We start from the raw sequence: 12,735 nt of genomic DNA, 5'->3' as shown, positions 1-12,735 counted from the left end.
TCAGGTAGTCCTGAAGTCGCTCCCGGTTGCTGATTGGTAGCAGCCCGCCAGCATCGTCATGTGTTCCCCTGCAGCCAGTGCGGGCCGCAGGTGCGCCTGCTCGGCGCCGTTCAGGAAGACAATCCGGTTCGACAACCCGGTGATGCGCAGCAATAGGCCGCTTGCTGCGTTGTCGCCGCGGAAGACATGCAGCTGAAGTCCCGCCGACGGTTGAACATCGGGCATCCAGATGGTCTGAAGATAGACCAGCAGGGCAATCCGGCAGGCTTCCTTTTTGTCGCAATGCTCGCCCATGTGCTGGCCGGGACCATCGTAGTAGGTATAGCAGCTGGCACTCCAGGATGGAGCAAGCCGATGGCCGGTGACATGTTCCAGGCTGGCCAGCACAGATGCCGACGAGAGGAAGCTCCGTGCGTGCCATCCGAGATGCGCGCGGAGATTGTGCTGAGAGATTTCTCCCGGACATTGCTTTGCAACCAGGCTCCAGCTTGCATTCTGCCGCTGCGCGAGCGCCTCGTTCAGAAGATTTGCATGCGTATCATGGCCGAGAGCAGGCGGACCCAGCACGGCCGCGCCACGATCAAGGAATTCCATACGGAGCCGGGCAAGCGACGAGGGGTCGATATCCAGACCCGTTCCGGCATCGATTGCCGGGCTCAAAGCGAAAGTGTTCATAGCAGGGCCTCCTCCCGGGCAAATTCTTCCAGCAGCATGGCGCCGATCGGCGTCGGCACAGCATGTTCGCGCAGTGTGATACCGGCCTGCATCACGTTCCGTTTTTGCCGCTCATAAATCGCGCAGGAGGCCCACGCATCGGGAAATCGCATTTCCAGCCGGCGATGATAGTGGCAAACATTGAGAAAAGCATGCACACCATCCACGAGCCCTCGCAATGGACGCAAATCCGGCCGCCAGGGGGAGACGAAACCGATGGCTTCCGCCTCTGGATTGCGCGCGCGGGCAATCGCATCGTAGAGCCGGAAAACATTCATTCTGATATGGCTCGATTCATGGCACAGCAAATCGCCAATGCGTTCGATGTCATCGGCGCTCATAAATATGGTTCCCGGCAGCTCCGGCGGGCTATGACTGCGCGAGTGCCCGCGTTGTTTTAGAATACACAGCGCCTTGACGTGGCGATAGAGGCCATGGAAGGCGAGCGGCCAGATCTGGCTGAGAAGTCCCAGCGCTGCTTCGATACGCCCGGTTCCCAGGTCAATCTCTTCATCTGTCGCAGGCCCGAAAGAGGATAGCAGGGGGCCAACTTCAGCAACCCTGTTGAGCACGGGAAATCCCCCAACCCAAGGCAGGGCCGCGAGGCGGGGATGACTGAAGCCCGCCGGCAATCCGCTTCCGTTATTGACAAGCGTCAGGCTCAATCCATCGCTCCAGACGAAATGAGTCTTGCCTTCATTTTCCGCCACAGCCAGCGTAACGTCTGGCACATCATTGGACAGCATGGCATGGACGTGCGGCAGGTACAGCGGCCCTGCCGAGAAAAGGCAGGGGGGCAAAATAAAAGTGATATTGCGTACGTCGGGATGGTGAATAAAATGCCGCACCCCGGACAATATCTGTATTGCGCCGGGATTGCCGGGGTTGTCCGGTTCCGCCTTCGGGGCGGTGTCTATTTCTGCCAGGGGGGTGGAAAATAGCCGGGCGCGGCTATCGGCAGGCAGGCTTTCAAGAATGGTGACAAGACCCTGCGCGAGCGGGTGCTCTTTTTTGTCCATTGTGTCCATCGCCGCATAGATCTGGCTCCGCAAGCGTGCTGAACGGGCCAGCGCGGACAACCCGAACAATATGTCAACGGTTCTGCCGGGTTCAGCCGGGTAACACAGGCCCGCACAGTCCGTTAGCACATGCTTCGGCAGCCCTTCTTCCCGCAGTACTTCCTTTAGACCGGCGTCATCGAGCTTCACACCGCTACCGCCTGGTATTTTATGGATGCAAAGTCGCGCGAAAAGCGTTCACCCTCGTTATTGAAATAATTACAGGTGTTCAGGTGATCGAACGCGATTTCGTCGAAGGACAGCCAGTGCATCAAATAGGGGTAAAGCGTTTTGTAAAAGGAGCATTCGGGAGTGCGGTGCCGGACTGTGCCGTAACGCTCCCAGGCCTGCGCGGAACACCCGGACTGGCATAGCTGCCGATAGGAGCAGGTGCTGCACCCTTCAAGATCAGCCGGGCGGCGCTCGCGAATTTGCTGCATGACGGCATTATGCCGGGACGGCTGTGACAGGCTCTCCAGGCCGGCATCGAAAATGTTTCCCAGCTTGAGTCCGGGTGATTGCGTGGCGCGGCCGCAGGGATAAATATCGCCATTGGCGGCAACGGCCTGGAAAGTATCCCCCGCCCCGCAGTGGGTTCGCATGCAGCGCGTTCTGCGCTGTTTGCTGGTGAGAAAGTCGCACATGCTACGGACGTTGTCTTCCAGCAATGGCAATTTTTGCGCCACTACGTGATTCATCAGGTCTTTGACAAAATCAATAATCTGATCCTGGCTCAAGCCAACCTTATTCCAGTTCTTGCGCGCATCGCCCAGGTAGGCCACGGGATTCAGCCGGAAGCCATGGATACCAAGATTAAGCATGGTGGCCGCCAGGGCCGCCGGGTCATCCGCATTGGACCGGTTCAGCACCACCAGGCCGCCGAAGGGCACCTCGAACCGGTGCAGCAGGTCGATTCCCTTGGCAATCTTGCTGAATGACTCCTTGCCGTTGACCTGGGGGCGGCTCAAATTCTGCTGTTGTGCGCCTCCATCAAGGGAAATTCCTACCCGGATATCCTCTTCCTTCAACCAGCGGACCCGTTCCTCATTCAGTAAGGTGGCATTGGTTTGCGTGCTAAGAAATAGCTTCCGGTTGCCTCGTAATGGATGATTACGAATGTATGCCACGGTTTCCTTCATGAGTTCATATTTGAGGAATGGCTCACCGCCGGCAAACTCGAAAGCCAGTGTGTCGCTCTCGCGCATGGCAAATGCAAGATCCACAGTTTTTCGGGCAATATCCCGATCCATGGCCGGCATGGATGAGTTTGCTCCCGCCAGGCAATAGGGACAGGCAAGATTGCATTTCTCGGTGATGAGCAACTCAATCAGGTTTCCCTCGTCGTAATTGGGGCCGTCCGCGAACATCCGCCGGTCCACGGCAGCGTGTCCATTCAGCGTCAGCAGACCGCGCCGATAGAGTTGGGCGGCAAAGTCCAGGGCATTGTCCGGACCGTATTGCAATAGATTATGGCGTAACCAGCCAAATGGCTTTCCCTCCAGTTGCCGAAACCATTTTGACTCGCCGGCACTGAGAAATGCCCACGCCGCATTCTCAGGGTGAATGGCAAGCGTCTCGCCCGCGATATCCTCCAGGATGACACCTCCCGTGCCCAGCACCGTTTGATCGCTTAAGCTGATTGTGCCGAAAGGTTCGTAGCGCTTGCCGTGAGCCTCCGCCAAATACGTACTTTCGGCGCTTTCCCTGTAGGGCCTGCTGAAATATTTCATATCGCGATCCTCCTAACAGTTTCATCAAGGCTGACATCCAGCAGCCGGCCTGGAACGTCGCCGCCGGCAATTTTCCAGCCTCCGTTCATACCCGTCGTCAAACGGGACGAAGATACGATTTCATCGGTAAAAATGCTGTCCATACCGATAATCTGGACGCGTTCGGGATCATAGATCAAGCTCGTGCCAGTGTCCTCGCGCGTCACGTGTCCGCCGCGAAAAAGGCTGTAGCCATGATGGGGGATCACCAGCAGGGGAGATGCCAGATATTCCAGTATCTCCTGTGCATCCGCCGGCCAATACTGCGCAAGCACGGCGAAATAGCGCCGGGCCAGATTTGCCGTGGCGGGGCAATCCCATTGGCAGGGAAAATGCTGAATAATTTCCCACCCAAAATAGCGCGCAAAAATATTTGTGGTCCAGCTCAAGTTATGGACCTGTGGTACCGTCTCCGATGCTGATTCCTTCAGGAGCATGAGACCGACATCCCCTTCGTGGTTTGAGGCGGCGATGGGCCAGCGGTCTTCGAACGCTTTGCAGCAGCAGGACGGATAACCGAGTAATCTTCCCAGGAAGCTTTCCCATCTAAACAGCTGGCATAGCCAGGCCATCAGCACGGTTTGTTCGTCGGGAGCAACCAGCAATCCACGCCATGCACCAGAACCGGCATGTGCGCCGGTTACCTCGGTCATGCGATTACTATAGCCACCCTTGCATGAATCGTGTTGCGGCAGGAATTCATGCGGGCCAAGCAGCGTGAAGAAACCGCGCGCCCGCATCCAGGTTGCCAAGGCGGTCAGGCTTTGCTCGCTGCCATGGATCAGCGCCAGAGGCTTGGCCCCCGCAAGTAAAAGACGCAGCTGCGTTTGCCGCAATAGCGCCTTATCCGGCTCGGTTCGCCACGCTATCGGACCCAGCAGGCTCGCGTCATCGATACTGACCGACACTGCGCTCATGGGGGGAGGCAGTGATGCCGGCACGGCATCGGATTCCCACTGCCACACGCGCAGTGCCGTCGCAGGATCGCTTTCCAGTAACTGGCGCAGTTTTTCGTCTTGGCAAGTCGCTTCGACAAAAGCGCGCAGCGACCGGACGGCGCGGCCTGACCAGGCCGCGCCGTCAGTCGACATGGGCCCGCATATGATTCATCGGCCGGATTGGCTAACGGGTAATGTGGAAGCCGCGCACGTGCAAATCCACCGGGCCGGCCGCCGGAATGGCGACCTGGCCTCCGTCCGGCAGGGTAACGTTGATGAGACCGGCGCCCACGTTAACCCTGGGATCGAAATTGGCATGTCCCCCGCCATTGACGAATCCCGGAGGGCCGGAATTCACGTGCGAGCCGGCTCTGCCAAGGTCGCCGACATTCACGCGGTTGCCAATGCCTCTGGCCGGATCGAAATTGGCATGACCACCGCCGTTGACGAATCCCGGAGGGCCGGAGTTCACATGAACGCCCGCCCTGCCAAGGTCGCCGGCATTCACGCGGTTGCCAATGCCTCTGGCCGGATCGAAATTGGCATGACCGCCGCCGTTGACGAATCCCGGAGGGCCGGAGTTCACATGGACACCCGCCCTGCCGAGATCGCCGACATTCACGCGGTTGCCAATGCCTCTGGCCGGGTCGAAGTTGGCATGGCCGCCGCCGTTGACAAATCCTGGCGGTCCGGAATTCACGTGGCTGCCGGCAGCGCCTATATTACCCAGATTGCCTAAGCGGGATGCGATGGCTCTGTTGGTCTCAGCCGCAATAATGGAATTCAGATCGCCGATCGTAAGATCGGCCAGTCTGGCGTTTGCAGCCAGTGCACGAGGCTGGGGCGCTCCCGCTGCCTGTGGATCAATTTCCGGGGCGGGTGCTGGAGAATCCTCTGGTTTCTGCTCATCAGACATTATTAACTCCTTTTTATGGGAAGTGGTAGCGATAACTCAAGGGAATTGAGAGATGTGATACAGGCTGGATTGAAGACCTGGGGATGTTTATTCTTGGGGGAATAAACCCATGTTCTCTCCCGGGACAGGTGCTTCGTTCCAACACACTAAAACTAGTATAGGAGATTGTCATTGTCAAGGTGCCTGGCAAAAATTTTTTATGCCATAAAATTGCAACAAAGCGGTGGTATGTCAATTCAATAGACTTGACGCAGGTCGGTCAGCGAAGCATAACTCGACAAAGCCTGCATCCATGGAGATGGTGAAGGATGAAAATTAATGAATTGGATTGGCCCGTCAGCTTGCGCTATGCTGGCAGGATAGCTCGATCCAACTTGTCCGGGCTAACTTCTGTCCAGCCTCCGGTACTGCACCGCTTCCGCGATATGCGTACTGGTTATGCCGTCGCTTGCCGCCAGATCGGCGATGGTGCGCGCCACTTTTAGAACACGATGATAAGCCCGCGCCGAAAAATTCAGGCGGCTGATGGCTTGTTTGAGCAGATCCTCCCCCAAAGTATCCGGCACACAGTACTTGTCAATCTCCTTTACCGTCAGCCGTGCATTGGCCTTGTCCTGGCGCGTCAATTGCCGCTGATAGGCTGACTCGACCCGCTGCCTGATGGAACTGCTTGATTCACTCTGGACTTGGCGCATCAGGTCTTCCTGTGGCGCGGCGGGCACCTCGATCTGTATGTCGATGCGATCGAGCAGGGGGCCGGAAATTTTGCCGCGATAGCGCGCCACCTGGTCGGGAGTACAGCGGCATTTGCCGCTGTAGTGCCCGAGGTAGCCACAGGGACAGGGGTTCATCGCCGCGATCAACTGGAACCGGGCGGGAAAGTCCGCCTGGCGCGCCGCGCGTGATATGGTGATACGTCCAGATTCCAGCGGTTCACGCAAGACTTCCAGCACCTTGCGGTCAAATTCCGGCAGCTCGTCGAGAAACAATACGCCATTCATTGCCAGCGAGATTTCGCCGGGCCGGGGATTGCTGCCACCGCCCACCAGGGCGACGCCCGAGGCGGTATGGTGCGGGGATCGATAAGGGCGGCGTTTCCAGTGGGCAACGTTAAAGCCGCCACTGCTGAGGGATTGCATCGCGGCGGATTCAAGCGCCTCATCTTCGGTCATGGATGGCAGGATGCCTGGAAAACGTGCTGCCAGCATGGATTTTCCCGTGCCGGGCGGACCCACCATCAGCATGCTATGGTTTCCCGCCGCTGCAATTTCCAGCGCGCGCTTCGCATACGCCTGACCTTTGACTTCCTCCATTCCCGGGTATTGAGGCCCGCCGCTTTCCGGGTTGCCTTCGGTGCTTGCCCCGTCATCCGCCGTATAACGTTGCATCGGCTCGCGCCCGGCGAGGTGTGCGCATATCTGCAATAACGATGTGGCGGGATAGACGGTCGCTTCTGCAACCAGCGCAGCCTCCGCGGCGTTTTGTTGCGGCAGCACGAAACTGCGGCCCGAACGCGATGCTCCGTAAGTCATCGCCAATGCGCCGCGTATGGCGCGCAATTCTCCGGTGAGGGCGAGTTCGCCCGCCCATTCGTACTGATCAAGTTTATTCGAAGGAATTTGACCCGTCGCCGCGAGTATGCCGAGCGCAATGGGTAGATCGAAGCGCCCGCTTTCCTTGGGCAGATCGGCGGGGGCGAGGTTGATCGTAATGCGCCGGGCGGGAAATTCGAATTGCGCGTTTTGCAGCGCTGCCCGCACCCTGTCCTTGCTTTCCTTGACTTCCGCTTCCGGTAATCCAACGATGGTGAAACTGGGCAAGCCATTGGCGATGTGAGCTTCCACCGTCACCAGCGGAGACTCCATGCCCGAGATAGCGCGGCTATAAAGAATAGCAAGCGGCATGAAAAAAGTCTCAGCCAGGGGCCAATGGAATCAATACCAATATTTTTTGCATATTTGCAAAGTATCTACAATTCTTTATTACCTGCCATAGCCCGAATATCAGATCATTCCGTTTCCGAGAGGTCATCCACCGTCTCCGCCGGAGTGTCCAGGCTATCTGATTTCGTGGGATTTTCCAGTTCAGCGATCCTCGCTTCCAGCGCGGTCAATTTTTCGCGCGTACGTTTCACGACTTCCTGTTGTACCTCGAATTCTTCACGCGTTACCAGATCCAGTCGGGTGAACATCCCCGACAGCATAACCCTCAGATTTTTTTCCACATCCTTCACCGGACTCTGCGCAAGCAGTTCGTTGACTTTGGTTACGATTTCGTCCAATACTTTTTGATTGAGCATGATTTCCTCCATGATTGCCGCCCCATCACCCGGCTGGATGAGGAGTGATGCATGCATGCTAAAATCTCATATTTCTGGTAATTAGGCAAATCAGCGGATTATTATGGAACGCTTGCAACTTCTGGAAAACTGGATCAAGACACACTTCCCCGATAAAAGCTTCACGCTATCGCCGGCTTCCGCCGATGCGAGTTTCCGCCGTTATTTCCGCGCAACGTTCAATGACCGGACATTGATCGTGATGGATGCGCCGCCGCAGCAGGAGGATTGTGCACCGTTTGTGCATGTGGCTGGACTATTCGCCGCCGCCGGTGCGCATGTGCCAACCATATTGGCGCAGGATCCGACACAGGGTTTCCTGCTGCTCTCTGATCTTGAAAGTACCACCTACCTCCAGGCGCTGAATGGCGATCCCGATAAAGCCGATTGCTTATATCGCGATGCGCTGGCGGCCCTCCTTAAAATCCAGCTGGCGAGCCGCCCCGGCGTGCTGCCGGAATATGATGAAGCGCTATTGATGAGAGAGCTGAATTTGTTCCCGGACTGGTATGTGGCGAAGCATTTGCAGGCGTCCCTTGGGGCAAGCCGGAAAGCGGAGCTTGATGCGGTTTTCAAACGGATTGTACGGAACAATCTTGCGCAACCCAAGGTATTCGTGCACCGCGACTACCATTCGCGCAATCTGATGGTGACGACCCCCAATCCCGGTATTGTCGATTTTCAGGACGCGGTTTATGGCCCCATCACCTACGACCTGGTGTCGCTGTTCAAGGACGCCTATATCCGCTGGGACGAAGAACGTATCCTGGACTGGATAATCCGCTACTGGGAAGAAGCGCGAACAGCAGGATTGCCGGTGGCTGCCGATTTCGCTGATTTTTACCGCGATTTCGAATGGATGGGCGTACAGCGTCATATCAAGGTGCTGGGAATTTTCGCGCGCCTGTATCATCGCGACGGCAAAGCGGGTTATCTCAGGGACATGCCATTGGTGATGGAGTACTTGCGCAAGGCCTGCGAGCGCTACCGCGAGCTCAATCCTCTGCTGACGCTGCTGGATGGGCTGGAAAACAAGCCGCCAGAGGCAAAAGTCGGCTACACATTCTGAAATGGCGCCGTTCACCCTAAAGATGAGAACTAAGTGGAACAAAAATTCTCTACCAATCATGGCGCTGGACTGACAAGCGAGCGATCGACTGCCGGATTTAGGTTCAAGGCCATGATTCTGGCCGCGGGGCGCGGCGAGCGCATGCGCCCGCTGACTGACACGCTGCCCAAGCCACTGCTGCGCGCAGGGGGCAAATCGCTGATTGAGTATCATCTTGAGAGCCTCGCGCGCGCGGGTTTTGTCGAAGTCGTCATCAATCATGCGCATCTGGGGCAGATGATCGAGGCGGCGCTGGGCAATGGAGAACGTTATGGTGTCCGCATCCGTTATTCGCATGAGTCGGCAGCGCTGGAAACGGCCGGCGGTATCGCCCAGGCAATGCCCCTTCTGCAAGCCGGGTGGGAAAATGAATACGGGGAACAGCCATTCGTGACGGTGAATGCCGATATTTATTGCGAAATCGATTTTTCGATACTATTGCCGGCCCTGCGGCATATGCAAACCCATCCCGATGAGGATCTGGCGCATCTGGTGATGGTGGATAACCCGGCCCAGCATGCCGGCGGTGATTTCGTCCTCGATTCCGGCAGAATAGTCCCTTCAGGGAAGGATAATCTTACTTTCAGCGGGATCGGTGCGTATCAACCCGGATTGTTCAAGGATGTGGTGCCTGGCACCGTGGCAAAGCTCGCGCCCCTGCTGCGCCAGGCAATTGCGGCTGGAAAAATTGGCGGTCAGCATTATCGAGGGATATGGGTGGACGTGGGCACGCCGGAACGCCTGCGCCAGCTTGATGCTCGGCTGAACGAGGGATGAGAATTTCTGACGCTGTGCCTGCTTTGCGTTATCCTGCAAAATACTGTAATAATCATTAGTGATGATCCCCATTAAATCATTCCGCGAGCGGCGCCGGCATTTGGCATCCCAGATGCAAAAAGGCGTTGCCATTGTTCCCACCGCGCCGGAACAGGTGCGGAATCGCGATGCGCATTATCCCTATCGCTTCGACAGCTATTTTTATTACCTGACCGGTTTTCGCGAACCGGAAGCGGTGCTGGTGATGGTGGCGGAAGCGGACGAGAAAGCATCCAGGCATATCCTGTTCTGCCGCGACAAGGATCTGGAGCGGGAAATCTGGGATGGCTTCCGTTATGGTCCCGAGGCAGCGCGGAATGCATTCGATTTCGATGAGGCATATCCCATCTTCAGGCTGGACGACATGCTGCCGGGATTGCTGGCAAATCAGCCCACCGTGTATTGCTCGTTGGGACACGATACGGCATGGGATACGCGTATCACCGGCTGGATCAACCAGGTACGCCAACAGACCCGCAGCGGAGTCACCGCGCCCGCCAGAATTCATGACATCCGTCCCCTGCTGGATGAAATGCGTCTGTTCAAGAGCGCGGAAGAACTTCAGGTCATGCGCCGCGCAGCCGAGATTTCCAGTGGCGCCCATCGCCGGGCAATGCGGGAAACCCGGCCCGGTATGAACGAATATGAAGTGGAGGCCGCGCTGCTGCACGAGTTCCGCCGTCATGGCGCGCAAGCGCCCGCCTACACGTCTATCGTCGCAGGCGGCGCGAATGCCTGTGTTTTGCACTATGTCGGGAACAATGCCCGCCTGAATGCCGGCGATCTGTTGTTGATCGACGCGGCCTGCGAAGTGGACGGCTATGCGGCTGACATTACGCGCACGTTCCCGGTGAATGGAAAATTCACGCCAGCGCAAAGAGACCTGTATCAATTGGTGCTATCGGCACAGGCGGCGGCGATAAGCGCGGTAAAGCCGGGCAGCCCATGGGATGCGCCGCATGAAGCGGCACTGCGGGTGCTGGTTCAGGGGTTCATCGATTTTGGTCTGTGCCACGGGAGTGTGGATTCGGTCATACAGTCGGAAGACTATAAGCGTTTTTACATGCACCGTACCGGTCACTGGCTGGGACTGGATGTGCACGACGCCGGCGAATACAAGCGCAATGGGGAATGGCGCCCACTCCAACTGGGAATGACCCTGACAGTGGAACCGGGTTGCTACGTCCGTCCCGCGGATAACGTGCCCCGCCATTTCTGGGATACGGGTGTGCGTATCGAGGATGATGTGGCGGTAACGGAAACCGGATGCGAAGTATTGACGTCGGCTGCTCCCAAGGCGGTGGTGGAGATTGAAGAATTGATGCAGGATCGGAAAGATTGGTAGTCCAACCGCCGGATTCAGGATTATGGACGAAGACAGGAAAATAGTCATAAGACGCATATCCCGGAATGAGAAGACGGGCATGCCGGAAGAGGAGATCGTGCATGTCTCCCCTGGCAGCCGGTGGGCGGCTTACCTGCTCTTTATTCCTGTATTGATTGTCATGGCTGTTTTGGGTATTTTCTTTTTTACCGCTTTTCTTGCCCTATTCGCCATTGCCGCTGCGGGTATTTCGTTTCGTCTGTGGTGGCTGCGCCGAAAATTACGTAAAGCCAGGGAAGCGGAAGAGGGAGAATATGTTGTAATCGAGGATGCTGAAATCATCGAAGAACGAACGGATGAGCCGCACACTAAATAAGCCGCGAATGTACGGATATGAGCCAAGGAAAAACTATCCTGAAGCATGAATATGATTTGATCATCATCGGTGGCGGCCCGGTAGGCATGGGGTTGGCACTGGCGTTGCGCGGCGCCGGTGTATCCGTGTTGCTGCTGGAAGCGCGCGGATTGCCAGAAAAAACGGAAGACTCGCGCCCCTTGGCGCTGTCTCACGGCAGCCGGCTTATCCTGGAGCGTTTGGGCGTATGGAAGGGGTTACCGGACGTCACGCCCATCACGACCATCCATATCTCCAATCGCGGGGGTTTCGGCCGCGCCGTCATGACCGCTGACGATATCGGCGTGCCGGCACTGGGTTATGTAGTAAACCACCATGATGTATTCCGGTCCATGCATAAGGCGCTGAAAAAATGCGATGTCGACTACTTGACCGGGGCGCAGGTAACGCGGCTGGAAACCGGCGCCGAGAGGGCGCAGGCTGAATTTCAGCATGATGGAGTGACAAAGAAAGCCGCTGCCCGGTTGCTGGTGCTGGCGGATGGCGGCCGCCTCACTGCTCAAATCGAAGGCGTGACCCAGCATGTGCAGGACTACCAGCAATGGGCGGTGGTTGCGCGCATCAAAAGTGAGTGCTGTCCCCGTTTGGGCGGAACAGCAGCGCGTCCCTTGAAAATTACCGGCCGCACCGGGAGCGGATTCATACGTTCTCCCGCCGAGGCGGGCGTGGCTTATGAACGCTTCACTCCGGATGGTCCGGTGGCATTGCTACCTTCGGGTGAGTACTTTGCCCTGGTATGGACGGTTTCTCCCTCGGCGGCCGAGGAAATTCTTGCTTTGGATGACGCAGCATTCCTTGTTCGATTGCATGACCATTTCGGTGATCGTCTCGGTAAACTCGTCGAGGCCGGCAAACGTTCCGGCTTTCCTCTTGTGCTAAAATACGTCACCCCCGTCACGGCTTGCCGTGCGGCATTGGTGGGCAATGCGGCACAGACTTTGCACCCGGTTGCGGGGCAAGGTTTTAATTTGGGCTTGCGTGATGCCTGGGAACTGGCTGACGAAATTATCTCAGCTCCCGCTGAGACAGGAACTCCGGCGATGCTTGCAAGATATCGTCACAGGCGCCGGATGGACAGCGGCGCCGGGCGAATTTTCACGGATTCGCTGGTGAAACTTTTTTCCAATGACGATCCTGTATTGGGAAGCATGCGTGGCATGGGGCTGAGCGCGCTGGATTGTCTTCCGCAAGCCAAGCGTTTCGTCGCCCGGCGCATGATGTTTGGTGCGAGGGGTTGAATTCGCCTCTGCCAAGGCTATTTGATGCGATCGAGGCATTTTGCATACAGATCAAGGCGGCGGTTTCCTGAATGAATCCCCCAAAGCGATATGGGTTACAG

12 protein-coding genes are annotated in these 12,735 nt (G+C 57.1%); 5 read left to right on the top strand and 7 right to left on the bottom strand.

Annotated elements, in window-relative coordinates:
* The 7 genes from EBAPG3_RS02175 to EBAPG3_RS02145 all read right to left on the bottom strand — a co-directional run bounded on the left by EBAPG3_RS02175 (position 1) and on the right by EBAPG3_RS02145 (position 7,751).
* Positions 1-675, bottom strand: a complete 675-nt coding sequence (locus EBAPG3_RS02175; protein ID WP_004175511.1) for a hypothetical protein — start codon at positions 673-675, stop codon at positions 1-3.
* Positions 672-1,922, bottom strand: coding sequence for an aKG-HExxH-type peptide beta-hydroxylase (locus EBAPG3_RS02170; protein ID WP_004175508.1), 1,251 nt, complete (start codon positions 1,920-1,922; stop codon positions 672-674). The genes EBAPG3_RS02175 and EBAPG3_RS02170 overlap by 4 nt, the downstream gene beginning before the upstream one ends.
* Entirely contained in the window at positions 1,919-3,502 is a 1,584-nt protein-coding gene (locus EBAPG3_RS02165) for a radical SAM/SPASM domain-containing protein (protein WP_004175506.1), read from the bottom strand. Before EBAPG3_RS02165 ends, EBAPG3_RS02170 begins: the two co-directional genes overlap by 4 nt.
* Positions 3,499-4,632: a hypothetical protein gene (locus tag EBAPG3_RS02160; protein ID WP_004175504.1), complete on the bottom strand. Its 1,134-nt coding sequence runs from the start codon at positions 4,630-4,632 to the stop codon at positions 3,499-3,501. The genes EBAPG3_RS02165 and EBAPG3_RS02160 overlap by 4 nt, the downstream gene beginning before the upstream one ends.
* Before the next feature lie 31 nt (positions 4,633-4,663).
* Positions 4,664-5,395: a hypothetical protein gene (locus EBAPG3_RS02155; protein ID WP_004175299.1), complete on the bottom strand. Its 732-nt coding sequence runs from the start codon at positions 5,393-5,395 to the stop codon at positions 4,664-4,666.
* Positions 5,396-5,778: 383 nt separating this feature from the next.
* Positions 5,779-7,299 (bottom strand): YifB family Mg chelatase-like AAA ATPase, encoded by a 1,521-nt coding sequence (locus EBAPG3_RS02150; protein WP_004175300.1) that lies wholly within the window; start codon positions 7,297-7,299, stop codon positions 5,779-5,781.
* 104 nt (positions 7,300-7,403) lie between these two features.
* A complete protein-coding gene (locus EBAPG3_RS02145) occupies positions 7,404-7,751 on the bottom strand; it encodes an accessory factor UbiK family protein (protein ID WP_004175301.1) in 348 nt (115 codons plus the stop codon).
* A 46-nt stretch (positions 7,752-7,797) separates the two neighbouring features.
* On the opposite strand from EBAPG3_RS02145, the gene EBAPG3_RS02140 reads away from it, so the two are divergent.
* The 5 genes from EBAPG3_RS02140 (at position 7,798) to EBAPG3_RS02120 (ending at position 12,634) form a co-directional block, all read left to right on the top strand.
* Positions 7,798-8,802, top strand: a complete 1,005-nt coding sequence (locus tag EBAPG3_RS02140; protein ID WP_004175302.1) for an aminoglycoside phosphotransferase family protein — start codon at positions 7,798-7,800, stop codon at positions 8,800-8,802.
* A gap of 111 nt (positions 8,803-8,913) precedes the next feature.
* A complete protein-coding gene (gene murU, locus EBAPG3_RS02135; RefSeq protein ID WP_040851444.1) occupies positions 8,914-9,618 on the top strand; it encodes an N-acetylmuramate alpha-1-phosphate uridylyltransferase MurU in 705 nt (234 codons plus the stop codon).
* 61 nt (positions 9,619-9,679) lie between these two features.
* Positions 9,680-11,002, top strand: coding sequence for a Xaa-Pro aminopeptidase (gene pepP / locus EBAPG3_RS02130; RefSeq protein ID WP_004175304.1), 1,323 nt, complete (start codon positions 9,680-9,682; stop codon positions 11,000-11,002).
* A gap of 22 nt (positions 11,003-11,024) precedes the next feature.
* Positions 11,025-11,357 carry a hypothetical protein gene (locus EBAPG3_RS02125; protein WP_151898846.1) on the top strand — a complete coding sequence of 111 codons (333 nt, stop codon included), beginning with the start codon at positions 11,025-11,027 and terminating at the stop codon, positions 11,355-11,357.
* Positions 11,358-11,374: 17 nt separating this feature from the next.
* The gene (locus tag EBAPG3_RS02120; protein WP_004175308.1) at positions 11,375-12,634 is read left to right on the top strand and encodes an FAD-dependent monooxygenase; all 1,260 of its coding nucleotides are present in this window, start codon (positions 11,375-11,377) and stop codon (positions 12,632-12,634) included.
* Positions 12,635-12,735 lie beyond the last annotated feature (101 nt).

This window comes from Nitrosospira lacus, assembly GCF_000355765.4.
Classification (GTDB): Bacteria; Pseudomonadota; Gammaproteobacteria; order Burkholderiales; family Nitrosomonadaceae; genus Nitrosospira; species Nitrosospira lacus.
Note: the sequence above shows the minus strand (reverse complement) of the source record. Positions and strands in the feature narration are given on the sequence as shown.

Bases quoted from the DNA above. Each gene is read 5' to 3' on its own strand.
- EBAPG3_RS02175 (WP_004175511.1), bottom strand. From the start codon at position 675: ATGAACACTTTCGCTTTGAGCCCGGCAATCGATGCCGGAACGGGTCTG.
- EBAPG3_RS02165 (WP_004175506.1), bottom strand. From the start codon at position 3,502: ATGAAATATTTCAGCAGGCCCTACAGGGAAAGCGCCGAAAGTACGTAT.
- EBAPG3_RS02160 (WP_004175504.1), bottom strand. From the start codon at position 4,632: ATGTCGACTGACGGCGCGGCCTGGTCAGGCCGCGCCGTCCGGTCGCTG.
- EBAPG3_RS02155 (WP_004175299.1), bottom strand. From the start codon at position 5,395: ATGTCTGATGAGCAGAAACCAGAGGATTCTCCAGCACCCGCCCCGGAA.
- EBAPG3_RS02150 (WP_004175300.1), bottom strand. From the start codon at position 7,299: ATGCCGCTTGCTATTCTTTATAGCCGCGCTATCTCGGGCATGGAGTCT.
- EBAPG3_RS02145 (WP_004175301.1), bottom strand. From the start codon at position 7,751: ATGCATGCATCACTCCTCATCCAGCCGGGTGATGGGGCGGCAATCATG.
- EBAPG3_RS02140 (WP_004175302.1), top strand. From the start codon at position 7,798: ATGGAACGCTTGCAACTTCTGGAAAACTGGATCAAGACACACTTCCCC.
- murU (WP_040851444.1), top strand. From the start codon at position 8,914: ATGATTCTGGCCGCGGGGCGCGGCGAGCGCATGCGCCCGCTGACTGAC.
- pepP (WP_004175304.1), top strand. From the start codon at position 9,680: ATGATCCCCATTAAATCATTCCGCGAGCGGCGCCGGCATTTGGCATCC.
- EBAPG3_RS02125 (WP_151898846.1), top strand. From the start codon at position 11,025: ATGGACGAAGACAGGAAAATAGTCATAAGACGCATATCCCGGAATGAG.
- EBAPG3_RS02120 (WP_004175308.1), top strand. From the start codon at position 11,375: ATGAGCCAAGGAAAAACTATCCTGAAGCATGAATATGATTTGATCATC.